Origin of the sequence: Stappia sp. ES.058, assembly GCF_900105595.1 — a bacterium.
Lineage (GTDB): Bacteria > Pseudomonadota > Alphaproteobacteria > Rhizobiales > Stappiaceae > Stappia.
Genome location: NZ_LT629784.1, coordinates 4,015,799 through 4,037,448, shown reverse-complemented (window position 1 = coordinate 4,037,448; position 21,650 = coordinate 4,015,799). Strand labels below are relative to the sequence as shown.

Below are 21,650 nucleotides of genomic sequence, written 5' to 3'. Positions count from 1 at the left end.
GCCGTTTCCCGTCCGTCAGCCGCCCGGGCCATAGGAAGCCGCATCGACGATTGAGGGTCTGCCCGCAAGATCGAGCCGCGTCAATGCCGGATCGCTTTCGGCAATGACGCGACCGCGCCGCACGACCGCAAGCCGGCGGGCCCGCAGCCGGATCGCCTCAATTGGATTGACGGCTTGCAGCAGCACGAAGTCGGCGTTGCAGCCGACGTCCAGACCATAACCCTCAAGTCCGAGAACCTTTGCCGGATGTGCAGTCACGCAATCGAAGGCATAGCGCATGGCGTCGCGGCTCGTCATCTGCGCCACATGCATCCCCATGGAGGCCACTTCCAGCATGTCGCCGGATCCCATGGAATACCAGGGATCCATCACGCAATCTTGGCCGAAGGCAACAGTGATCCCCGAGGCGCGCATCTCCGGCACGCGGGTCTGGCCGCGCCGCTTGGGATAGGTATCGTGGCGTCCCTGAAGGGTGATGTTGATCAAGGGGTTGGCGATGGCATGAACCCCGGCCTCGGCGATCAGGGGCAAGAGCTTGGACACATAGTAGTTGTCCATCGAATGCATGGAGGTGAGATGCGACCCGGTGACCCGGCCCTGAAGACCGAGCCGCTGCGTCTCGCAGGTGAGCGTTTCAATGTGCCGCGACAGCGGATCGTCGCTTTCATCGCAATGCAGATCGACCATCAGCCCGCGCTCCGCAGCAATCTCGCACAGCGCTCGCACGGACCGCCCGCCGTCAGCCATCGTGCGTTCGAAATGGGGAATGCCGCCAACGACATCGACACCCATGTCGAGGGCACGCAACAGGTTGCGTTCCGCAGTCTGCGAACGGAAGAACCCGTCCTGCGGGAAGGCCACAAGTTGAAGGTCGAGATAGGGCGCGACCTGCTTTTTCACCTCAAGCAGCGCCTCGACACCCGTCAGCGCGTCGTCGCAGACGTCGACATGGCTGCGGATCGCAAGCAGGCCCTGACTGACAGCGAGGTCGCAATAGCGCAGCGCCCGCTCAATGACCGAATCCACCGTAAGCAGGGGTTTCAACTCGCCCCATAGCGCGATGCCCTCCAGCAACGTGCCGCTCTCGTTCATCCTGGGTGTCCCCAGCGAAAGCGTCGCATCCATATGAAAGTGGCTGTCGACAAAAGGGGGCGCCACAAGACGGCCGCCGGCATCGATCACCCGCGCGGCCTCCGCTTTGATCCCGCGCTCCACCGCCGTGATCTGACCCATCGAACAGGCGATATCGACGCCGATGCGGCCGTCGGGCAGGCTGGCGTTCTTCACAAGCAGATCAAGGGACATGAAAACCTCACTGAACATGGGTTGGGTGGAATGCGACGGAAAAGTGTCACAGGTTTTCGGAAGGCCGGCAAAGCGGCAGGTCACTCAAGTCCGGCACTTGCACCCCTTCCGACGCGTCGCCTCACGCTCTGCAGGACCGCGTTTCTTCAAGCAGCCACCGGGCTACCCGCCCGACGTCCTTTCGCGCAACGGAGCGCCCGGCAACATGTAGTCGGTAGCAATGACCGAAAACATGTGTGTCGGGCCGTATCTCTGTCAGCAAACCGGCGTCCACCAGGTCTTGTCCCAGGACATCGCTCAGGATCACAACACCCCGCCCGGACACAGCAGCCAGAGCAGCGTGGTGCTCGTCATCGAAAAGGATCGGAGCCGATTTCCAGTCGCTGTCAAAAATCCCTTCAAAGGGCGCCAGCGGGATGTCCTCCAATCCAGTCGACCGCCAACGGCTGACAAGCAACTGCAGATTCTTCCCCGTTTGCCCGGTCGTCGCAACCGATGGCGCGACAAAGGCTCGAAAGCTCTCGCAGGCCAACAGTTCGCCCGCCGCCGTATCCCGCGGAGAATAACGGACGGCAAGGTCAACGCCACGCTCGCGCTCCAAGTCGACAACGGAGTGCGAGGCCTCAACCCTTAAAACCACTCCCGGCACAGCCGCCTGAAGTGCTTGCAGGCGCGGCGCAAGCCAGAGCGCCGCGAAGGCTGGCGTGGTCGTCATCGTCACGGATCGCTGTGCTGATCCAATACGCTCGATCGCGGCGTCGACAACGGATACCGCTGCGCGTGACGCCTCGAAAAGTTCGTCGCCGGCGGCGGTCAGGTCAGCCTTGCGATGCGACCGTGAAAACAACGCCGTGCCCAGCTCGCCCTCAAGCCCCCTGATCCGGTGCGAGACCGCCGTCGGCGTCATTGCAAGTTCATCGGCCGCGTCCTTGAACGACCCCAGACGCGCCGCCGCCTCGAAAACCCGGATCGCGGACAAAGACACGCGGCCTGACATTTAGATGAGTTCCCTTCACCTGAAGATGTGGATAATTCTTTTGAAAAGCATTTTAATATTAATAACTTGGCATCTATATCTTCGTCAATGAGGAATGCAGATGACCACTTTATTACGACTTGATTCGAGTGCACGGCGCAGCCGATCCCTGACCCGATCGCTGGGTGACAACTTCCAGCGGGAATGGGAACGCCAACGACCGCAGGACAGATGGATCACGCGCGACCTGGCGAGCGAACCGCCGGCGCACATCAGCGAGGACTGGATTTCCGCGGCATTCACGCCGGCAACGTCCCGAACCCCGGAACAGAAAACCGTTCTTGTACCGTCTGACCGCTTGATCGACGAGTTGGAGGAGGCTGACATCATCCTGTTGAACGCCCCGATGTACAACAGCGGCATGCCGTCCGCACTCAAGGCTTGGCTGGACAATGTCGTCCGCATCGGCAGAACATTTTCCTTCGACCTCGCCCGCGGTGACTTTCCGCTGGAAGCCATGTTGTCGGGAAAGCAAATGGTCCTGCTGACATCGGCGGGCGAGTTCGGTTTTGCGCCGGGGGGCGTGCGCCATGCGCTCGACCACCTCGTGCCGCACGTCGAGGCCATAAGACACTACCTCGGGGCAGGTCGGCTACACGTCATTCGTGCCGAATACCAGGAATTCGGCGACAGCCGCCACGAGAATTCGGTAGGCGAGGCACGCGCGGCCTCAATGGCGCTGGCAAAAAAACTGGCCCGGGAAACGGGCACGCGCGCTCCTCAGAAGGGCAGCCCGACATAGTTTTCCGCAAGCGATTGCCGGGCGGCACGCGATGACGCCAGATAGTCGAATTCGGCCTTCTGGATACGTGCGCCGAAAGCGCCCTTTTCCGGAAACCGGTGCAGAGCCGTTGTCATCCACCAGGAAAACCGCTCCGCTTTCCAGACACGGGCAAGGGCCCGGGCGGAATAGCCTTCCAGCCCCTCATCGTTGGACCGCGTGAAGTGGTCGATCAACGCCTGCGAAAGATAGTGGATATCGGACGCGGCAAGATTGAGCCCCTTCGCGCCGGTCGGCGGCACGATATGAGCGGCGTCGCCAGCGAGAAAAAGCCGCCCGTGCCGCATCGGCTCGGCCACGAAGGACCGCAGCGGCGCAATGCTCTTTTCGATCGACGGTCCGGTCGTCAAGCGGTCGGCAATGTCGCCGGGAAGGAGACCCGACAGCGTTTCCCAGAACCGATCGTCCGACCAGTCGTCGACCTTTTCTTCAAGCGAGCACTGTATGTAGTAGCGGCTACGGGTGAGCGAGCGCATCGAACACAGGGCGAAACCGTTTTCCTGTCCTGCATAGATGAGCTCCTCCTGCACGGGCGGCACATCCGACAAGACACCCAGCCAGCCGAAGGGGTAGACCAGTTCATAGGTCTTCAGAACGGTTTCCGGGATCGACGCGCGCGAGACCCCGTGAAAACCGTCGCACCCGGCAATGAATGCACAGTCGATGCGGTGCGTCTGCCCGTCCTTGCGGAACGTCGCGAATGGACGCGCGCCAAGAACGTCATGCAGGGTGACGTCCTCCGCCTCATGCACGACAACGCCATTCATCTCGTCGCGGGCGGCATAGAGATCGGCGGTGACCTCGGTCTGCCCGTAGACGGTAACGGATCGTCCGCCGGTCAGATCGTCCAGATCGATGCGAAGCCTTTCACCATGAAACGCGATCTCGACGCCGGAATGCACCAGACCCTCCCGCTCCATGCGCCCGGACACGCCGGCACGGTGCAGGAGATCAACGGTGCCCTGCTCAAGCACCCCGGCACGAATGCGCGAAAGAACATGATCTCGGGTGCGGCGTTCCAGCACGACGGTGTCGATGCCCGCAAGGTGCAGAAGCTGAGAAAGCAACAGCCCGGCAGGGCCGCCGCCGATGATCAGGACCTGGGTTTTGTCGGGAATGGACATGATCGCCGTTTCCGCTTGTCGATTGGGTTTGAGGGACCCGGCCCTTGCATCCGCTGACACCGGCACAGACTGGCGGACGGTCGAAGATCCCGATCCGAGGGTCCGATATCCGGCTGGACATGAGAATGGAAATATCGCTCTAATATCTGGATGAATCGAACAATCAGATCCGCACCGGACTATGGACTTCTGGGGGAACCGGCCAAGGCGGCCTTTCCCGACCTTGTGCATATCGAACGTTTGCAGGAACGAAGCGGACCGCGCCGATGGCGCATCGCCGCGCATCGTCACCCGGCTCTTCACCAGATTTTTTGGATCGAACGCGGCGGCGGTACCATTCGTCTCAACGACGCAACCCATGAGCTGGACGATGCGACGATGGCCATCGTCCCGGCCGGAACCGTACACGGATTTCATTTCATCACCGGCACCGAAGGCGTGGTCGTGACGCTTCCCGACATCGTTTTCGATCCGATCCGACGGGCGGTGGATCGCACCCGACGTCTGACGCGCCCGGCCGTGCTGACCGGACTGGTGGATGCGCCACCGGCACTTGGGGCGCTAGCGCGCGAACATGGCGCACACGACGCCCACCGGGCGGAAGCGCTCAATGCGCAAGTAACGCTGCTTCTGATCTGGATCCTGCGTCACGGCCCTCGGTCACCCGAGAGCGTGCCGCATCAAGACACAGCCGGCGGTCCCTTGTTCAACCGTTTTCTGGCCATTCTGGATGGAGAATACTCACGCCTTCACACGGTCGATTCCTATGCCCGGGCACTGGCCGTGACAGCGCCCCATCTTAGCCGCGTCTGCCGTCAGGCGCGGGGCCGGTCTGCGTCAGCGCTGATCCGGGACCGGCAGATGCTGGAGGCGCGCCGCCTGCTGGCCTATACCCAAATCCGCGTCGCCGGAATCGCCTATGACCTCGGGTTTTCCGATCCGGACTATTTTTCGCGCGTGTTTACCGCGAATACGGGAATCGCCCCGCGAACGTTCCGGCAAGGGTTCACCAACACCGCCACCGACGCCAATGGCCCTGCCGCCAAACCGCCCACTTTGACCTAAAGGGCTGCCTTCAGCCGCTTGCACAGGGTTTTCAGGACAGTCACGCGTGCATGGCGCTTGTCTTCCGCCGAGACGAGATGCCACGGCGCGCCAGCCGTCGACGTCCGGTCGATCATGTCACCCGCCGCCATTGCATAAGCGTCCCATTTCAACCGATTGCGCCAATCGTCGTCGGTGATCTTGAACTGCTTGTAGGGGGTTTCCTCACGCGCCTTGAACCGCGCCAGCTGTTCCTCCTTGCTGATCGCCAGCCAAAACTTCACGACAAGCCCTCCGGAGGATCCCATTTCGGCCTCGAACTCGTTGATCTCATTGTAGGCGCGGGCCCAGTCGGCTTCCGAACAAAAGCCCTCGACGCGTTCGACGAGAACGCGTCCGTACCAGGACCGGTCGAAGATCGCCGTCTGCCCCTTGCGCGGGACATTGCGCCAGAAGCGCCATAGATAGGGATGGGCGAGTTCCTCCTCGCTCGGAGCCGCGATCCGGTGGACGCGATAGCGGCGCGGATCCATCGGCCGAGTGAGACGGCGAATGGCGCCGCCCTTTCCGGCCGCGTCATTGCCCTCAAAGACGACAATCAGCGGGAGCTTGCGGGCAGCCTTGCGGTCAACGAGATGCGTCAGCTTTTTCTGCCAGTGCAAGAGTTCCTCGTCGTAGCGATCCTTGGAAAGCCGTTTTCCCAGATCAATCGACTCGACCGCGCTGCGCCGTTCCACGCGCGCCACCGCCGCAGGGATCGCAACCGGTTCTCCCGGTTCGACAGCGAGACGGTGCGAAACCGCAAGCTGTACACTGCGACCAAGCGCCAGATCGCGCGCATCCGGATCCTCGGACGGGATGACCATCCAGGGAGCCGATGCCGTCGATGTCGTCATTGCGGCCAGCTGGAACACCGCTTGCGCATCGGGTGAATGGTCGATATCCGCCCATTCGGTCAGAATGCGCCGGGCCCGCGCCTTGCCGCTGCGCAATGGCTCCAGCCTTTTCTTTTGCGCCTTGGCGCCCAGAGCAAACCAGAATTTCAGCACCAGTGTCTTTTCATGCGCCAGCAGGGCTTCGAACCGGTTGATCTGCGACAAACGCTGCTCGAACTCTGCCTCGCCGGTCTTCCCGAGCACCCGGTCGCGCAAGGGATCATTGTACCAGGACGATACGACGATGGACGTCTTTCCGCGCGCAGGCAGGTCACGCCAATACCGCCACATCTCGGGCCGATGCCGCTCAACCCGGGTCGGGGGTCCATAAGCATTGCAGACCAGATGGCGCACATCCATCCATTCGTGCAACCGGGCGATCGCGTCGTTCTTGCCCGCACCGTCGACACCGGCGATCACGATCACCATCGAAAACGCACGGGAGGCGATCATTTCCAGCTGGGCCGCCAGAAGATCGCCGCGCAAGGCCGGTTCGAGTTTCTTGAAATCCGCCTTGGATAGCGAAACAGGCAGGGATGCAGACTGGAACACGTTGCAGACTCCTTCAACAGCCACGTCCCGCCCGATGAGGGCAGCGCCGCATGCAAGGTGACGCGGAGCGAACGCAGAGGCAATCGCCCGCGCGACAACTTCCCGCCGAAACGGAAAAGAAAATCCCATCCGCCGAGGATTGGCGGAACGGACGCGAGCGCGTACATGTAGACGGCAATCGCCGCCTCGCGCGGTCTTCAAAGACACCCCCGCAGCGCAGTGATGCCGAGCAACGCCACGTGACCGACCTTTTGAACCAACTCGTCACCTTCATTGGCGAAAACCCCACGCTTGCCAATGCGGTGGTGTTTCTGATCGCCATGTGCGAAGCGCTGTTCCTGATCGGCATGGTCGTGCCATCCACCGTGGTTCTGGTCGGCGCCGGCACGTTGGTGGGCCTTGGCAAGCTGGATCCATGGCCGATCTTCCTGTGGACGGTGCTGGGTGCAATTGCCGGGGACGCCATCTCCTACTGGATCGGCCACATCTACAAGCACCGGATCAAGTCGGTGTGGCCCTTCAGTCGCTATCGCACGCTGGTGGAACGCGGCGAAGCCTATTTCCTGCGCCACGGCGGAAAAAGCGTGTTCATCGGCCGCTTCGTGCCCGGTGTGAAGGCGATCGTGCCCGGCATCGCCGGGATGGTCGGCATGAATGCGACCCGGTTCACCATCATCAACGTCACCTCCGCGATCGCCTGGACCATAGTGCATTTGGGGCCCGGCGTGCTGGCCGGCACGGCTTTCGGGGCGCTCGGCGAGATCAGCGGCCGGCTTGCCACCGTGCTCGGCATCTTCCTGGTGGTGCTGTTCGTCGCCGTGTTGCTGGCACGCTGGCTGATTCTCATCGTGCTGCCGCTCTATGCCGGCAGCAGGGCCCGTATCGTCGCGCGGCTGGCGCGCCGCAAGTCCGGTTTCGCCAAATGGCTTGCACGCATGCTCGATCCCGCCCACCCGCGATCCGCCGGGATGCTGGTGTCGGCAACCCTGCTGCTGGTCACGGTCCCGGTGTTCGTCGCCCTGGCCGCCGCCATCTCGCCGGACAACGGCCTGCAGCGCGCCGACACGGCAATGCGCAATCTCTTCCAGGGACTTCGCACCCCGGCCGCCGACGAGTTCATGACGCTGATGACGATGCTGGGTGACGGAATCGTCACCTCTGTCGTCGCCTGCGTGGTGATCGCCTATCTCTTCGTCCGGCGCGCCTGGCGGCGGGCAACGGGTTTTCTGATTGCCATCGCGGGCACAGCTGTCTTCGTACCGCTGTTCAAGCTTCTGCTCCACCGCGCCCGGCCGATCGACCTGTACACGGGCGCCGACGCCCTGTCGTTTCCCTCCGGCCACGCCACGCTGAACACGGTGCTCTATGGCATCATCGCGGTGCTCGTTGCTCATGACCGGTCACCGCTGATCAAAGCCGGCATCTTCTCCGTCACCGTCACGCTGGTGGGAGCAATCGCGTTCTCGCGAGTCTATCTTGGCGCCCATTGGATGAGCGACGTGATCGGCGGCCTCGCTTTCGGCACCGCAATGGTGGCGGCCTTCGCCTTCGTATTCGGATCGATCCACAATGAGAAAATCGGACGCTGGGCGCTCGCAGGGCTAGTGAGCATCACCATGGTCACGGTCGGCAGCGCACATGTGATGCGCAACTTCGAGGCCGGTCTGGCGATGTATCAGCCGGTCAGTCCGGCAGTCGTTCTCAGCCGCGACGAATGGCTTGACGAACGCTGGCGCGATCTGCCCGCGCATCGGATCGAACTCAACGGCGAGCGCGAAGAACCGTTGATCGTGCAATGGGCGGGCGATCCGTCCACCCTGGCGAAAGCCCTTGCACCCGAGGGCTATGTGCCGGCTCCGGCCTGGTCGCTCGCGACATTCGCAGGCTTTCTGGCGGGACAGACGCCTCCGGAAGATCTGCCGGCCCTGCCACGCATTCAAAACGGCCGCGGGGCGGATCTTGTGCTGATCAAGCGCGACGACAGCACCACCGACCCGGAAAAACTCGGCGGGCGCTGGGTGCTGCGTCTCTGGCCAAGCCAGTTCCGTCTCTCGGGAGACGGCGCTTCACCCGTCCGCATCCACGTGGGATCACTGATCCATGAGAGGATCCTGCGTCCCTTGAACGAACTGTCGACGCCCCGCGCGGACCGCGACCTTCCCCATGACGGCGAAAACCCGCTCCCGAAGCTCCCAGGTGTCGTAACCCGCGCGCGTGACGGCGGATCGAGCGTGGTGCTCGGCGGAACGGGCGTTACAGCCGCGCCCTGAAGGCCCCTCGATGTCCATGGTGTGGATCCACAAATGAGGCCGACATGGCATGGAAAGCGACAAAACACCGCGAGGGAGGGAGTGCAGAACGGGCTGCTTTTACCCGATCAACCGCACTGACGAGACGCGCTGACGCCCTGTTGCGTGCGTTGGATGTGACCGGATCGCTCCTCAAACCGTTGCGACTTCGCTTGAGGGTCCGCATCCTAAGGACAATAAAGCGCGTGAAGGGTTTCCAGCACGATTCTGACCTCGTTGCTGGCAAGGCGATAGTGAACCGTTTGACCCTGCCTGCGCGCCTCGACAAGACCCAGCGCCCGCATCTTGGCAAGGTGCTGGGACAGCGCGGACTGGCTGAGGCCGACCCGTTGCGCCAGAACGCCGACGCTGCATTCCCCGTCCACAAGATGGCACAGCGTCATCAAGCGGCGGGAATTGGCCATCGAAGCCAGCATCGACGCCGCTTTGTCGGCGCTTATTTCCATCTGCTGAATATTCATGCTTGCTAAATTAGCATATCCTCATATATTTGCAATCAAGGTTGTCGGCGGAAAGCGCCCGACCCGAATTCAAAACACAGGTACGGTCGGCACCCTGGTGCCGTGAAAAAAGGGGCGCCTTTGCAATGACGGGCGCGAGGAAACATGAGTGAATTCACACCCGTCCTCTCCGCCGCAGGCGGAATTCTCATCGGCCTCGCCTCGGTCATGCTGATGGCGGCCCTTGGGCGCATCGCCGGCATAAGCGGCATGGTTGGCAGTTTGCTGCCGCCGGCTGATGCCGACTGGGGCTGGCGGCTCGCCTTTTTGACCGGAATGATCGCCGCCCCGGCCGTTCTGTTTGCCGCGACCGGCCACATGCCTGCCATCGAGGTGCCACCCTCCACCACCATGCTGGTGATCGGCGGCATCCTTGTCGGCATCGGCGTATCCTATGGCAGCGGCTGCACCTCAGGCCACGGTGTCTGCGGAATGGCCCGATTGTCGGGACGCTCGATCGCCGCGACACTGACGTTCATGCTGACCACAGGCCTCACGGTCTATGTCGTTCGCCACGTTGTTGGAGGTTGATGCCATGAAACGGATTGTCTCCGCTTTTGCAATTGGTCTGGTGTTCGGTATCGGCATTCTCGTTTCCGGCATGGCAAACCCGGCCAAAGTGCTCAATTTCTTCGATGTGGCAGGAACCTGGGATCCAAGTCTGGGCTTTGTGATGGGCGGGGCCCTGATCGTCACGGCAATCGGCTTCCGGCTGGTCCTTTCCCGCTCGCATCCCCTGCTGGCAAACGGCTTCGCCATCCCGACAAGACAGGATGTCGATCTGCGCCTGCTCGGCGGAGCCGCGATCTTTGGCGTCGGCTGGGGAATTACCGGGTTCTGCCCGGGAGGTGTGATCCCCGCACTTGGCCTTGGCCGCATGGAACCCGCCATTTTCGTCGCGGCGCTGATTGCCGGAATGCTGATGGTTAAGCTGATAGAATCCGCCCGCACACGCGCTGCTGCATCAGCCGGCTGATGCCGACGCACACAGATTTCCACTCGTGAAAAGGAGGTCCAACATGACCACCGAAACCACCTACCCGGTCGACACCAAGACCCACCCCGACGTCACTGCCTTCTTCGATGAGGACACGAACACGATCTCTTATGTGGTGAAGGATCCGGCCTCGAACGCCTGTGCGGTCGTCGACAGCGTCATGGACATGGACTATGCCGCCGGCCGGATTTCGTTTGAATCCGCAGACCGGATCATCGCCCACATTCGCGAAAACGGCCTTTCGATCGAGTGGCTGATCGAGACCCATGTGCATGCCGACCACCTGTCGGCGGCGCCCTACATCCAGGATAAGCTCGGCGGCAAGATCGGAATCGGCGAAAACATCAAGGTCGTGCAGGACACTTTCGGCAAGGTCTTCAACGAAGGCACCGAGTTCCAGCGTGACGGCTCTCAGTTTGATCGTCTCTTCACGGACGGCGACACCTATGAAATCGGGGAAATGACGTGTTTTGCCATGCACACGCCCGGTCACACGCCGGCCTGCATGACCCACGTCATGGGCGATGCCGTCTTCGTGGGCGACACGCTGTTCATGCCCGACGGGGGCACGGCCCGCGCCGATTTCCCCGGAGGCGATGCGGCACAATTGTTCCGCTCGATCCGCAAGGTGTTGAGCCTGCCCGATGCCTTTCGGCTGTTCATGTGTCACGACTACGCACCGAACGGTCGGGATGTCCGGTGGGAAACCACGGTCGCCGAGGAGCGGACCCACAACATCCATGCCCGCGACGGCATTAGCGAAGAGGAATTCGTGTCCATGCGCACGAACCGGGACGCTACACTGGGAATGCCGAAATTGATCATCCCGTCGATACAGGTCAACATGCGGGCCGGAAAACTGCCGCCCAAGGATGAGAGCGGCAAGACCTTTCTGAAGGTCCCGGTCAACGAACTCTAAGGACACATGCATGCAAAGCGCCAAGGTTGACGGCACGATCACCGTTGCCCACCAGATCCAGCCGGAAGACGTCGCGGGTCTCCGCGACGCCGGCTTCACCGCCATCGTCAACAACCGCCCCGACGCAGAGGCCCCGGACCAGCCTTCCGGTGCCGAAATAGAGGACGCGGCAAGGGCAGCCGGCCTCGCCTACACCGCGCTGCCGGTCGGGCGAGACGGCATCAGCCCCGATCTGGTCGCAGGTTTCCAAAGGGCGATGCAAGAGACGGATGGACCGGTCTTCGCCTTTTGCAGGACCGGCACACGGTCGATCAACCTTTGGGCCCTGTCTCAGGCCACGACCCGGGATGCGGACGCGCTGGTGCGCCTGGCGGCCGACGCCGGTTACGACCTTTCCGGTCTGCGCCCCGTTCTTTCGCGGATGAACGAGGCCGGGTAACGCGACGGCGGTCCGCGGACCGGACGCCGCCCACCGGCCGGTTCATCCATACCCGGGACACGCGGGAACGCCTGTCGCTCCCCGTGACTCCTTTTCTATGCGCCGTCGCCACCCACCACGGCTGGAACACCCGTATCGTGATGATGAAACAGCTGGCCAGATACCTGCCGATTCTCGACTGGGGTCGCAACTATACGCGCGACACCGCCACCGACGACCTGATCGCGGCGTTGATCGTCACGATCATGCTCATTCCGCAGTCGCTCGCCTATGCGCTGTTGGCCGGCCTGCCTCCCGAGATCGGCCTTTACGCGTCGATCCTGCCACTGGTCGCCTATGCCGTGTTCGGAACCAGCCGCGCACTGGCCGTGGGACCGGTGGCGGTGGTCTCCCTCATGACGGCCTCCGCCGTCGGCAGCCTAGCCGCACAGGGAACGGCCGAATATCTAGGCGCGGCGATCGCACTTGCGTTTCTGTCCGGCCTCATGCTTCTGGCGATGGGCATTTTCCGACTCGGTTTCCTTGCCAATCTCCTCAGCCATCCCGTGATTTCCGGCTTCATAACCGCGAGCGGCATGATCATCGCCGCCAGCCAGCTCAAGCATCTGCTGGGCGTATCGGCCGGCGGCCACAATCTGTTTGAAATCGTGCTTGCGCTCTTCCAGGCTCTCCCGGACATCAATCCCTATACGCTGGCGGTGGGCGTGCCGACGACCGCCTTTCTGTTCTGGGTGCGCAAGGGGCTGAAACCCGCCCTCATCGGGGCCGGCCTCGGCCCTCGCCTTGCCGACATTCTCGCCAAGGCCGGCCCCGTGGCCGCCGTCGCCGCGACGACAGTGGCGGCAGTCGTGTTTTCCCTTGGCGACAAAGGCGTGCGGCTGATCGGAGACATTCCCACAGGCTTGCCGATGCCGACCCTGCCGCCATTCAGCCTCGATCTCTGGACCCAGCTCGCGGTTCCGGCCCTGCTGATTTCGGTGATCGGCTTCGTCGAGTCCGTATCGGTGGCCCAGACACTCGCGGCCAAACGCCGTCAGCGCATCGTTCCCGACCAGGAACTCATCGGGCTGGGCGCCTCCAATATCGCTTCGGCGATTTCGGGTGGTTATCCGGTAACCGGTGGCTTCGCACGCTCCGTCGTGAATTTCGATGCCGGCGCCCGCACGCCCGCGGCCGGCGCCTTCACGGCCGTCGGCATCGCCCTTGCCACCTTGTTCCTGACCCCGCTTCTGGCCAACCTGCCGCAAGCGACACTCGCCGCCACTATCATCGTCGCCGTTCTGTCGCTGGTCGACCTGAAGGCGCTGCGTCAGGTCTGGGACTATTCCAAGAGCGATTTCGCGGCGATGGCAGGTACCATTCTCGTCACCCTCGGCTTCGGCGTCGAAACAGGTGTGGTCACCGGGGTCGGAGTGTCCATCGCGCTTTATCTCTACCGCAACTCGCGGCCGCATATGGCCATTGTCGGCATCGTTCCGGGCACCGAGCACTTCCGAAACATCAACCGTCACAAGGTGGTAACCGGCGATACGGTGCTGTCGGTCCGGGTTGACGAAAGCCTGTTTTTTGCGAATTCGCGCTTTCTTGAGGACCGGATCCTGGAGTTCGTCGCGGAACGCCCCAAGCTTCAACATGTCGTCTTGATGTGTCCGGCCGTCAACGAGGTCGACGCCTCCGCCCTGGAGAGCCTGGAGGAAATCAATCGCCGGCTGTCGGATTCGGGCGTCTCGTTCCACCTGTCCGAGGTCAAGGGGCCGGTAATGGACAGACTGGAGGGCACGGCGTTTCTCGCGCATCTGACCGGCAAGGTGTTCCTGACCCAGTACGAAGCGATCGCCACCCTCGATCCGGAGACCGCACATATCGCCGAACTGCGCAGCCCGCGAAAGCAGACGCAATCGAACCACTGGATCGGCCCACAGATTTAGGATCTGGCCCCGCAAACGTGGTGGAAATGGTTTGAGGCGGATTGGTCCTCGTCGAGAAGCGGGCCTGCAGGAAACAACATGTCCTGCGTCCGCGCGCTTGACCCGGCAACGATGCCCGCTCTGTCTGGCCTTTTGCCATTTCCCGCGAGATGTCAGCCTCATTCATAGATCCATACCCTGGGTATCAGATCCCTGCGCCGAACGAGGATACCATGCCCCACCGCAACGGCGGATGCGATCCGCACAGCGGCCTGACCTGGCGCCACCGCCCCGCGCGGCCGGATGCAGGCCACGGCGAGAGTGTCCTTGTCGTCGTCTTCTCCCAGGCGCGCGTTGCCGAGGAGCGTTTCGGACTGGAGCGGCTCTTCGCGCAGACACGCCACGCCTGCCTCTTTCTGAAAGGGCCCGATGCCGACTGGTACAGGACGTGCGGCAGCGCCATCGATTTCGCGATCGCCGAAGCCTGCAGTCGCGCATCGCCAGACCGCATCGTCTACTATGGCGCGTCGAAAGGCGCCTATGGCGCATTGCTGACGGGTTTGAAACGCGGTGACGGCGAGATCTATGCCTTTGGCCCCGAGTTTCGCCTCGGAGAACCGGGGACCCAGAGCAGGCTCTACATGCAGGAGGACCCGACCGCGCCCGATCCGCTGTCGATGCTGCAGGCCTGCCAGGATGGACCGCCGGTCCATATCGTTTTCGGGATCTTCGACGCGATCGACGCCCGCGGCGCGACCAGATGCCTTAGGGCCGATCTGCCGGCACGCACCAGCCTATCAACCTTGCGCTCATCCCACGCGAGCCACGATCATCTTTACACACTCAACATCATTCGAAAGCTCATCACACGCTTCGATCGCGATCTTGGCGGATTGTGCGCCGAACGGAACCTGATCGCCCGGGATGCGGTGGAGGATATCGAACGTTTCGCCCGCGCTGGCGCCGCGCGCGCCAGGGGCATGCCGGTCGATGTTTCCCCGATGGCATCCGACCCCTATGTGGACCAGAATCCGGGCTTCGCCCTGCTCGCGGCAGAAGCGCTTGTCGCGACCGAATGCTTCGACCAGGCCGAGGCACTGCTGGCAGGGACCCAGACGACAATCGATTCCGACGCGGCGCTTTCAGGCCTTCCGAAGCGTTGGCGCAAGAGCGTCTGGCGAACCCGGCTTGCGGCGCGAGCCGCGGCAGGAGACGATCAGGGCCTTGCGAACCTGCTGCAGGAGGTTCGGGTGCGGTTTCCCGAAGACACCGCACTCGCACGCGAGTACCGTCGCACCCGCAACGTCTGAACCAGGTCATGGTCTCATGACTGCGCGACCCAAAGCAGCTGCAATCGGGATCGGTTCAGCGCCCTGCCAACGGCCAGGGTTCGGGACGTCCGATGAAGTGGCCTTGCGCGTAGCGCACGCCGAGCGCCTTGAGCGGCGCAAAGGTATCTGCATCCTGCACGTATTCCGCCACAGTCGGCAAATGCAGTGCATTCGCAAGGCCGACGATTCCGGAAATCGCAGCCTTCTTGACCGGATCACCGGCAATCTGTCCCGTCAGGACACGGTCGATCTTTATGATATCGAAAGTGTTTTCCCGCAGTTGGGAGAAGGATGCAAAGCCCTTTCCGAAATCGTCAAGTGCGATCCGGCAGCCAAGCGCCCGCAAATCGGCCAGGCACTGCCAGGCAGACGCGTTGAGCTGCGTCATCGACGTTTCAGATACCTCGACCACCAGTTTCGGCGCGATCCCGCGCGCTTCCGAAACCCTACGCAACAACATGCGCGTAAAGTCATGGCTTCCCAGTGAATCGGAAGACAAATTGAAAGCGACGGGCAGATCCGTATTTTCCGCCTCCATGCGCTGCAACACCGCATCGACGGCCCAGCGGTCGACACTGCGCATCAACCCATGACGCTCCGCCGTAGCGAGGATCATGGAGGGCCCCTGAAGCGATCCATCCGGCATCTTGAGCCGCAGGAGTGCCTCATGCATGACCAACGCGCCCGTTTCGACATCGCTTACCGGCATGCGCTGGAGCGAGAGCAGATCAGGGTCGTTCAGGGCCTGCTCTATGACGGCAAGGTGATGAATTTCCGCCCGCCGATGCGCGGTGATGCGGTCGAAAGCAGTGTGTTCGACCATCTGCCGTCCACCGGCCGCCTTGGCCTGCATACAGGCATGGTCCGCCCACTGCAGCACGCTGCTCACATCCGAAATCGCATCCCGCATCAGGGCCGGCGTAATCGTGGCAAGGCCAAGGCTTGCTCCACCGCGAAACGTTGTTTCATCCGCCGTGAAATGATGCCCGTCGAACATTGCAAGAACGCGTGCGCACACGTCGCGCGCACGCTCGCGATTATCTCCGTCGATAACCATTCCGAACTCGTCGCCGCCGATCCGCGCAACATGCACCGTGTCGGACCTGAACTCCCCGAGACGTTCTGCAATCCCGCTGAGAAACCTATCGCCGGCACCATGGCCCACGGTGTCGTTGACGATCTTGAAATCGTCCAGGTCGATGAACACGACGCTGAAACCGCGCAGCGCCACATCACCCTGAGCCAGCGATTGCAGACGGATGTCCAGCCAGGTTTCGAACGCCCGGCGGTTTGCAAGCCCGGTCAGGTCGTCGGCAAGCGCGAGACGTTCCAGGCGCTCCGACATCCGGCGCGTCTCGGTCACGTCCCGCAAGGTGACCACTGCGCCTTCGATACTGCCCTCGCCGTTACGAAACGGCTCGAGCCGCGCCCCGACGATCACCGGTCGACCGGTCGGATCGATGTCCTCGAAATCATACTCCAGCGTTTGCCCCTTGAAACAGCGTTCAAGCGTCGGGCGCACCTCGGATTCAAAACGCTGCGCGCCAACGAACTCCGCGACATGCCGTCCCATCAGTTCAAGGGGCGTATGACCATACCAGAGAGAGTTGCTCTCATTGGTCAGCTTGTACAGGAACTCGCGATCGATAATGAAGATTCGGTCACTCATCTGCGAGATGACACTCTTGTACATTCGCAGGGCCTCGTCGGCCCGCTTCAGGTCGGTGATGTCGCGCCCGAACGCCGCCACACCAAGAACCTCGTTGTCGGGACCGTGCACCGGCTGATAGCAAACGTCGAAAAACCGCCGTCCCTTGCCTGGAATTTTCACCCAGGCCTGAAGCGAAACCGGACTTCCATCGAGTGCTGCATCGAGAAAAGCCTTGCGCTTCTCGAAGGCAGAGGCACCGGCGACGGTCGGAACAGTCTCGCCGATCGCCTGCTCACGGGTGAAGCCGCCGATTTCGCTGTAAGGCTCGTTTGCCTCGCGGATGACATAGTCCGGCGTGCAGAAATAGATCGGATCACGCGCCGCCATGATGATCGCGGCATGAAGACACATCGGCTCGTCGGCGCATCCCGCGACCGAACCAGCTTCCTCCTCGAACTTCTCCATTGCCCCGTCCCGTAACGCAGCCGGACACCCATGCCCGGCCACCGCTTCCCGCAAATGCTTTTTTCTCTCGCCTGCCTCAACAATGTCATGAATAGACGCCATGTCTTACATTGACATTGTCGATCGCCAGAAAAATCGACAAAAAGTGCCCGTGAAAAATCTATTTTCTGAAAGTATGGACGTGATTCGGTGATTCGCAAGCTTTTCAACTACGTCTTTTTGACCAGTATTCTCGCCTCCATCTCGGGAACTCCGGCGGCAGCTGAGTGTGGGAAGGCCTCCTGGTACGAGCTCACAGGACGAACCGCGAGCGGTGTCATGGCGGATCCGGAAGCCTATACAGCGGCACACCGATCCTTGCCTTTCGGAACGAAGGTCACCGTTACAAACCTCGACAACGGGCACAAAGTCGATCTCATCATCGTCGATCGTGGCCCCTTCGTGCGTGGCCGCGTCATAGATGTTTCCAGGCGCGCTGCGCGAGACCTAAAGTTTTTCAGGCGAGGGATTGCAAGAGTGCATGTCGCTGCGGAAGGCAAGGGCACTGCGGCAAGTTGCGGGTAAGACCGCCACCGGTTACGGCGGGCGTTTCGTCAGGTCGTCACAACGACGGGAAAATGGTCCTGACCGCAAGGAGGGAGGGGGGAACCTCACGGCCAGGACCGCCGCATCTCCATAATGAAGACATCCAGATACGAACAGGATTCGCCGGGTGTGCAAACCTTAATCTGCAAAATCCAGGCAATCGCTGGCGATACAGGAATTGTCCGTTCAGTCTAACCACCGCCGGATCGCGCCACCTCGCGATGCAGCCAGTCACGAAACGCCGCCCCCACCGGTCTGAGCGTCCGGTTTTCCGGATAGACGATGTGATAGGCGGACGGCAAGCGAAGCACGGCATCGAAGAGTTGCACGAGCCGGCCGTCCGCCAGTTCGTCCTCGACGAGAAACCGCGGAACGAGCGCCGCGCCGAAATCGTTCGCCGCCGCCTGCGCCATCATCACGAACTGTTCGAACCTCGGCCCCTGGAATGCCATCTCGGTCTCGACGCCGGCCAATTCGAACCATTGCCGCCAGGCGAGCGGACGCGTCGACTGATGGAGCCGCATCACCGGCACCAGATCTTCCGGTGCTACAATGCGATGCCGGTCGCGAAAGCCGGGGGAGGCAACCGCGATGACGTCCTCGCGAAACAGTGGCTCGGCAGTCGCGCCCGCCCAGACCGGATCGCCGTAGTGAATGGCCGCGTCAAAAGGTTCCTTGGCAAAGTCGAACGGCCGCAGCCGAACCGCAATATTGAAGCTTGCGGCGGGATAACCGGCAACGAACCGCGCGAGTCGCGGCGCCAACCAGCGGGTGCCGAATGAGGGCAGGGTCGCAAGGTTCAGTACATCGGCGTTTCCGGCAAAGGACATCACCTGGCGTGTCGCCGCCGTCAGGCTTTCTAGGGCGCCGCGCACGTCGTGCAGATACAGCCGCCCGGCATCGGTCAGAACGATGCGCTGACGCACGCGCTTGAAGAGCTCGACCCCCAGCCGGGTTTCAAGATGACGGACCTGCTTGGAGATCGCGCCCTGGGTCAGATGCAGTTCTTCCGCTGCACGGGTGAAACTGCCATGGCGGGCGGCGCACTCGAATGCGATCAAACTGTCGGCGTGGGGAACGAAACCGCGTTTCAAAACCTATTCCATTTGCTCATGAAGTGGGGACAACATATCACTTTAAGATGGCCTGCACAGACCGGACACTTCGGCCACATCGGACACAGGCCCCGGGCACCGGCGCGCTCCCCAGCAGACGCGGGAAACGTCAATGACGCCAGACGCCCGGACGAGCCGCAAGGAGACTGAGATCATGACCGCAACCGCTGCGACGACCCGCAAATCCGACCCCGCCGGCGGCGGAAGCTTTGCCTGGGACGACCCGTTCCTGCTGCGCGATCAGTTGAACGAGGACGAGATCCTCATCATGGAGACCGCCCGGGCCTATGCGCAGGAAAAGCTCCAGCCGCGCGTTTTGTCGGCCTATGCCGACGAGCGAACCGACCGCGAGATCTTCAACGAGATGGGCGAGCTTGGCCTCATCGGCGTGACCTTGCCGGAAGACTACGGCTGCGCCGGCGCCTCCTATGTGGCCTACGGCCTCGTGGCGCGGGAGATCGAGCGCGTCGACAGCGGCTATCGCTCGATGAACTCCGTGCAGTCGTCGCTGGTGATGTATCCGATCTATGCCTATGGCGATGACGCGCAGCGCAAGAAGTACCTGCCCAAGCTCGCCTCCGGCGAACACGTCGGCTGTTTCGGACTGACAGAGCCGGACGCCGGCTCGGACCCCGGCGCAATGCGCACCCGGGCCGTGAAGACCGACGGCGGCTACCGGTTGACGGGATCCAAGATGTGGATCTCCAACTCGCCCATCGCCGATGTCTTCGTGGTCTGGGCCAAGTCCGACGCCCATGACGGTGCCATTCGCGGCTTCGTGCTCGAAAAGGGCATGAAGGGCCTTTCCGCGCCGAAGATCGGAGGTAAGCTCTCCTTGCGCGCCTCCATCACCGGCGAGATCGTCATGGACAATGTGGAAGTCGGCGAGGATGCGTTGCTTCCCAATGTGTCCGGGCTCAAGGGTCCGTTCGGCTGTCTCAACCGGGCACGCTACGGCATCTCCTGGGGCGCGATGGGAGCGGCCGAAGACTGCTGGCACCGTGCCCGCGACTACGGCCTGGAACGCAAGCAGTTCAACAAGCCGCTCGCCCAGACGCAGCTCTTCCAGAAAAAGCTCGCCGACATGCAGACCGAAATCGCGCTCGGTCTTCAGGGTTCGCTTCGTGTCGGACGATTGTTTGACGAGGGCCGTGTCGCGCCGGAGATGATCTCGATCGTCAAGCGCAACAACTGCGGCAAGGCGCTCGACATCGCCCGCATGGCGCGCGACATGCACGGCGGCAACGGCATCCAGGAAGAATACCACGTCATGCGCCATGCGCAGAACCTGGAGACGGTGAACACTTACGAGGGCACGCATGACGTCCATGCGCTGATCCTGGGCCGCGCGCAGACCGGCTTGCAGGCCTTTTTCTGAGCGCGCCACGGCCGACACACCCGCGGGCGCGGATCACGCGCCCGCATCTGCGGACTTTCGACCACAACGGGGCGTCATGAGCGATCACACTGTGGACGTCGCCATCGTCGGCGGCGCGGTCATGGGATCGTCCATCGCCTGCCACCTGGCGATGGATCCCGACTTCACCGGATCTGTGCTGGTGATCGAAAAGGACCCGTCTTACGCGAAATGCGCCTCTGCGCTTTCCGCAGCGTCGGTGCGCCAGCAGTTTTCCTGCCCGGTGAACATCGAGATCTCACTCTACGGAATCGCCTTCCTGCGCGAGATCGGCGCCCGCCTCGCTGTCGGCGATGACCGGCCACAGATCGACCTGCACGAAGGCGGCTATCTTTTCCTGGCAACTCCCAACAAGCGCGCCATTCTGGAAGAAAACCACGTGCTGCAAACGCGCATGGGCGCGGATATCGCCTTCCTCGAACCGGACGGCCTCCGGCGGCAGTTCCCCTGGCTCAACACCGAGGACATTTCGGCCGGTTGCTGGGGGCGGACCGGCGAGGGCTGGTTCGACGGCTACGGCCTGATGCAGGCGTTTCGCAAGGCCGCACGGGCGCGCAATGTGCCCTATCTCGCCGGCGAGGTGATGCGCACCGAACCCGAGGGATCCGGCTTTCGCCTGACGCTCGGCGACGGAACGACGGTCTCCTGCGGCCGGCTGGTGAATGCGGCCGGCGCCAGTGGCGCGACACGCCTTGCGAGCGATCTCGGGGTTCCGTTTCCCGTGGAAAGCCGCAAGCGAATGATCTTCACCTTCGACTGCCGCGATACGGTCGAGGGGTGCCCGCTGCTCATCGACCCGAACGGCACCTATGTGCGCCCGGAGGGAACCGGTTTCCTGTGCGGTTCGGCGCCTCCCGAAGCGGCCGATCCCCAAAGTGACGATTTCGATGTCGACCACGGCTTCTTCGAAGAGCACCTTTGGCCGACACTGGCGCACCGCATTCCCGCCTTCGAGGCGATCAAGCCGGGTGCTGCCTGGGCCGGCCACTACGACATGAACCTTTTCGACCACAATGCCTTCATAGGTCCGGTGGAGAGCATACCGGGGTTATTGCTGTGCGCCGGCTTTTCCGGGCACGGCCTTCAGCAGGCGCCTGCGGTCGGACGCGGCATTGCGGAACTGATCGTGCATGGCGACTATCAAACACTGGACTTGAGCGCGCTTGCGCATGGCCGCATGGCCAGAAAACTGCCTGTCCTTGAACTGAACGTCGTCTAAACTCGCCCCCCGACGGCCA

19 protein-coding genes are annotated in these 21,650 nt (G+C 62.4%); 12 read left to right on the top strand and 7 right to left on the bottom strand.

Annotated elements, in window-relative coordinates:
* Window positions 1-15 precede the first annotated feature (15 nt).
* Window positions 16-1,305 (bottom strand): amidohydrolase family protein, encoded by a 1,290-nt coding sequence (locus tag BLU32_RS18845; protein ID WP_093811318.1) that lies wholly within the window; start codon window positions 1,303-1,305, stop codon window positions 16-18.
* A 121-nt stretch (window positions 1,306-1,426) separates the two neighbouring features.
* Window positions 1,427-2,302 (bottom strand): LysR family transcriptional regulator, encoded by an 876-nt coding sequence (locus BLU32_RS18840; protein WP_093809511.1) that lies wholly within the window; start codon window positions 2,300-2,302, stop codon window positions 1,427-1,429.
* A gap of 100 nt (window positions 2,303-2,402) precedes the next feature.
* On the opposite strand from BLU32_RS18840, the gene BLU32_RS18835 reads away from it, so the two are divergent.
* On the top strand, window positions 2,403-3,083 hold the full coding sequence (locus BLU32_RS18835; protein WP_093811316.1) for an FMN-dependent NADH-azoreductase: 681 nt from the start codon (window positions 2,403-2,405) through the stop codon (window positions 3,081-3,083).
* Here the strand turns inward: BLU32_RS18835 and pobA are convergent.
* Entirely contained in the window at window positions 3,062-4,246 is a 1,185-nt protein-coding gene (pobA, locus tag BLU32_RS18830) for a 4-hydroxybenzoate 3-monooxygenase (RefSeq protein WP_093809509.1), read from the bottom strand. The genes BLU32_RS18835 and pobA overlap by 22 nt on opposite strands.
* A gap of 150 nt (window positions 4,247-4,396) precedes the next feature.
* Here pobA and BLU32_RS18825 point away from each other — a divergent pair, with 150 nt between their 5' ends.
* Complete coding sequence (locus BLU32_RS18825; RefSeq protein ID WP_093809507.1) at window positions 4,397-5,311, top strand: helix-turn-helix domain-containing protein; 915 nt, start codon at window positions 4,397-4,399, stop codon at window positions 5,309-5,311.
* On the opposite strand, the gene pap is transcribed toward BLU32_RS18825, so the two are convergent.
* Window positions 5,308-6,777, bottom strand: a complete 1,470-nt coding sequence (gene pap / locus BLU32_RS18820; RefSeq protein ID WP_093811313.1) for a polyphosphate:AMP phosphotransferase — start codon at window positions 6,775-6,777, stop codon at window positions 5,308-5,310. The genes BLU32_RS18825 and pap overlap by 4 nt on opposite strands.
* Window positions 6,778-7,016: 239 nt before the next feature.
* Here pap and BLU32_RS18815 point away from each other — a divergent pair, with 239 nt between their 5' ends.
* The gene (locus BLU32_RS18815) at window positions 7,017-9,047 is read left to right on the top strand and encodes a bifunctional DedA family/phosphatase PAP2 family protein (protein ID WP_093809505.1); all 2,031 of its coding nucleotides are present in this window, start codon (window positions 7,017-7,019) and stop codon (window positions 9,045-9,047) included.
* 206 nt (window positions 9,048-9,253) lie between these two features.
* Here BLU32_RS18815 and BLU32_RS18810 read toward each other — a convergent pair whose 3' ends face one another.
* The gene (locus BLU32_RS18810; RefSeq protein WP_208976925.1) at window positions 9,254-9,532 is read right to left on the bottom strand and encodes a helix-turn-helix transcriptional regulator; all 279 of its coding nucleotides are present in this window, start codon (window positions 9,530-9,532) and stop codon (window positions 9,254-9,256) included.
* Window positions 9,533-9,691: 159 nt separating this feature from the next.
* Here BLU32_RS18810 and BLU32_RS18805 point away from each other — a divergent pair, with 159 nt between their 5' ends.
* The 6 genes from BLU32_RS18805 to BLU32_RS18780 all read left to right on the top strand — a co-directional run bounded on the left by BLU32_RS18805 (window position 9,692) and on the right by BLU32_RS18780 (window position 15,158).
* Window positions 9,692-10,117, top strand: a complete 426-nt coding sequence (locus tag BLU32_RS18805; protein WP_093809501.1) for a YeeE/YedE family protein — start codon at window positions 9,692-9,694, stop codon at window positions 10,115-10,117.
* A gap of 4 nt (window positions 10,118-10,121) precedes the next feature.
* A complete protein-coding gene (locus BLU32_RS18800) occupies window positions 10,122-10,562 on the top strand; it encodes a DUF6691 family protein (protein ID WP_093809499.1) in 441 nt (146 codons plus the stop codon).
* Window positions 10,563-10,605: 43 nt separating this feature from the next.
* Window positions 10,606-11,502: an MBL fold metallo-hydrolase gene (locus BLU32_RS18795; RefSeq protein ID WP_093809497.1), complete on the top strand. Its 897-nt coding sequence runs from the start codon at window positions 10,606-10,608 to the stop codon at window positions 11,500-11,502.
* Between the two features lie 10 nt (window positions 11,503-11,512).
* Complete coding sequence (locus BLU32_RS18790; RefSeq protein WP_093809495.1) at window positions 11,513-11,941, top strand: TIGR01244 family sulfur transferase; 429 nt, start codon at window positions 11,513-11,515, stop codon at window positions 11,939-11,941.
* Window positions 11,942-12,084: 143 nt separating this feature from the next.
* Window positions 12,085-13,869: a SulP family inorganic anion transporter gene (locus BLU32_RS18785; protein WP_093811310.1), complete on the top strand. Its 1,785-nt coding sequence runs from the start codon at window positions 12,085-12,087 to the stop codon at window positions 13,867-13,869.
* A gap of 212 nt (window positions 13,870-14,081) precedes the next feature.
* On the top strand, window positions 14,082-15,158 hold the full coding sequence (locus BLU32_RS18780; protein ID WP_093809493.1) for a hypothetical protein: 1,077 nt from the start codon (window positions 14,082-14,084) through the stop codon (window positions 15,156-15,158).
* Window positions 15,159-15,213: 55 nt separating this feature from the next.
* Here BLU32_RS18780 and BLU32_RS18775 read toward each other — a convergent pair whose 3' ends face one another.
* On the bottom strand, window positions 15,214-17,295 hold the full coding sequence (locus BLU32_RS18775) for an EAL domain-containing protein (RefSeq protein ID WP_172838591.1): 2,082 nt from the start codon (window positions 17,293-17,295) through the stop codon (window positions 15,214-15,216).
* 189 nt (window positions 17,296-17,484) lie between these two features.
* Here BLU32_RS18775 and BLU32_RS18770 point away from each other — a divergent pair, with 189 nt between their 5' ends.
* Entirely contained in the window at window positions 17,485-17,859 is a 375-nt protein-coding gene (locus BLU32_RS18770) for a septal ring lytic transglycosylase RlpA family protein (protein WP_093809489.1), read from the top strand.
* 212 nt (window positions 17,860-18,071) lie between these two features.
* On the opposite strand, the gene BLU32_RS18765 is transcribed toward BLU32_RS18770, so the two are convergent.
* Window positions 18,072-18,974 (bottom strand): LysR substrate-binding domain-containing protein, encoded by a 903-nt coding sequence (locus tag BLU32_RS18765; protein WP_093809487.1) that lies wholly within the window; start codon window positions 18,972-18,974, stop codon window positions 18,072-18,074.
* 175 nt (window positions 18,975-19,149) lie between these two features.
* On the opposite strand from BLU32_RS18765, the gene BLU32_RS18760 reads away from it, so the two are divergent.
* Both BLU32_RS18760 and BLU32_RS18755 read left to right on the top strand, forming a co-directional pair.
* Window positions 19,150-20,373, top strand: a complete 1,224-nt coding sequence (locus BLU32_RS18760) for an acyl-CoA dehydrogenase (RefSeq protein WP_093811308.1) — start codon at window positions 19,150-19,152, stop codon at window positions 20,371-20,373.
* 76 nt (window positions 20,374-20,449) lie between these two features.
* Window positions 20,450-21,631, top strand: a complete 1,182-nt coding sequence (locus tag BLU32_RS18755) for an FAD-binding oxidoreductase (protein ID WP_093809485.1) — start codon at window positions 20,450-20,452, stop codon at window positions 21,629-21,631.
* The last annotated feature ends 19 nt before the right edge of the window (window positions 21,632-21,650 follow it).

Excerpts from the sequence above, each read along its gene's own strand:
- BLU32_RS18845 (WP_093811318.1), bottom strand. The coding sequence starts at position 1,305 with ATGTCCCTTGATCTGCTTGTGAAGAACGCCAGCCTGCCCGACGGCCGC.
- BLU32_RS18840 (WP_093809511.1), bottom strand. The coding sequence starts at position 2,302 with ATGTCAGGCCGCGTGTCTTTGTCCGCGATCCGGGTTTTCGAGGCGGCG.
- BLU32_RS18835 (WP_093811316.1), top strand. The coding sequence starts at position 2,403 with ATGACCACTTTATTACGACTTGATTCGAGTGCACGGCGCAGCCGATCC.
- pobA (WP_093809509.1), bottom strand. The coding sequence starts at position 4,246 with ATGTCCATTCCCGACAAAACCCAGGTCCTGATCATCGGCGGCGGCCCT.
- BLU32_RS18825 (WP_093809507.1), top strand. The coding sequence starts at position 4,397 with ATGAATCGAACAATCAGATCCGCACCGGACTATGGACTTCTGGGGGAA.
- BLU32_RS18810 (WP_208976925.1), bottom strand. The coding sequence starts at position 9,532 with ATGGAAATAAGCGCCGACAAAGCGGCGTCGATGCTGGCTTCGATGGCC.
- BLU32_RS18805 (WP_093809501.1), top strand. The coding sequence starts at position 9,692 with ATGAGTGAATTCACACCCGTCCTCTCCGCCGCAGGCGGAATTCTCATC.
- BLU32_RS18800 (WP_093809499.1), top strand. The coding sequence starts at position 10,122 with ATGAAACGGATTGTCTCCGCTTTTGCAATTGGTCTGGTGTTCGGTATC.
- BLU32_RS18795 (WP_093809497.1), top strand. The coding sequence starts at position 10,606 with ATGACCACCGAAACCACCTACCCGGTCGACACCAAGACCCACCCCGAC.
- BLU32_RS18790 (WP_093809495.1), top strand. The coding sequence starts at position 11,513 with ATGCAAAGCGCCAAGGTTGACGGCACGATCACCGTTGCCCACCAGATC.
- BLU32_RS18785 (WP_093811310.1), top strand. The coding sequence starts at position 12,085 with ATGAAACAGCTGGCCAGATACCTGCCGATTCTCGACTGGGGTCGCAAC.
- BLU32_RS18780 (WP_093809493.1), top strand. The coding sequence starts at position 14,082 with ATGCCCCACCGCAACGGCGGATGCGATCCGCACAGCGGCCTGACCTGG.
- BLU32_RS18775 (WP_172838591.1), bottom strand. The coding sequence starts at position 17,295 with ATGGAGAAGTTCGAGGAGGAAGCTGGTTCGGTCGCGGGATGCGCCGAC.
- BLU32_RS18760 (WP_093811308.1), top strand. The coding sequence starts at position 19,150 with ATGACCGCAACCGCTGCGACGACCCGCAAATCCGACCCCGCCGGCGGC.
- BLU32_RS18755 (WP_093809485.1), top strand. The coding sequence starts at position 20,450 with ATGAGCGATCACACTGTGGACGTCGCCATCGTCGGCGGCGCGGTCATG.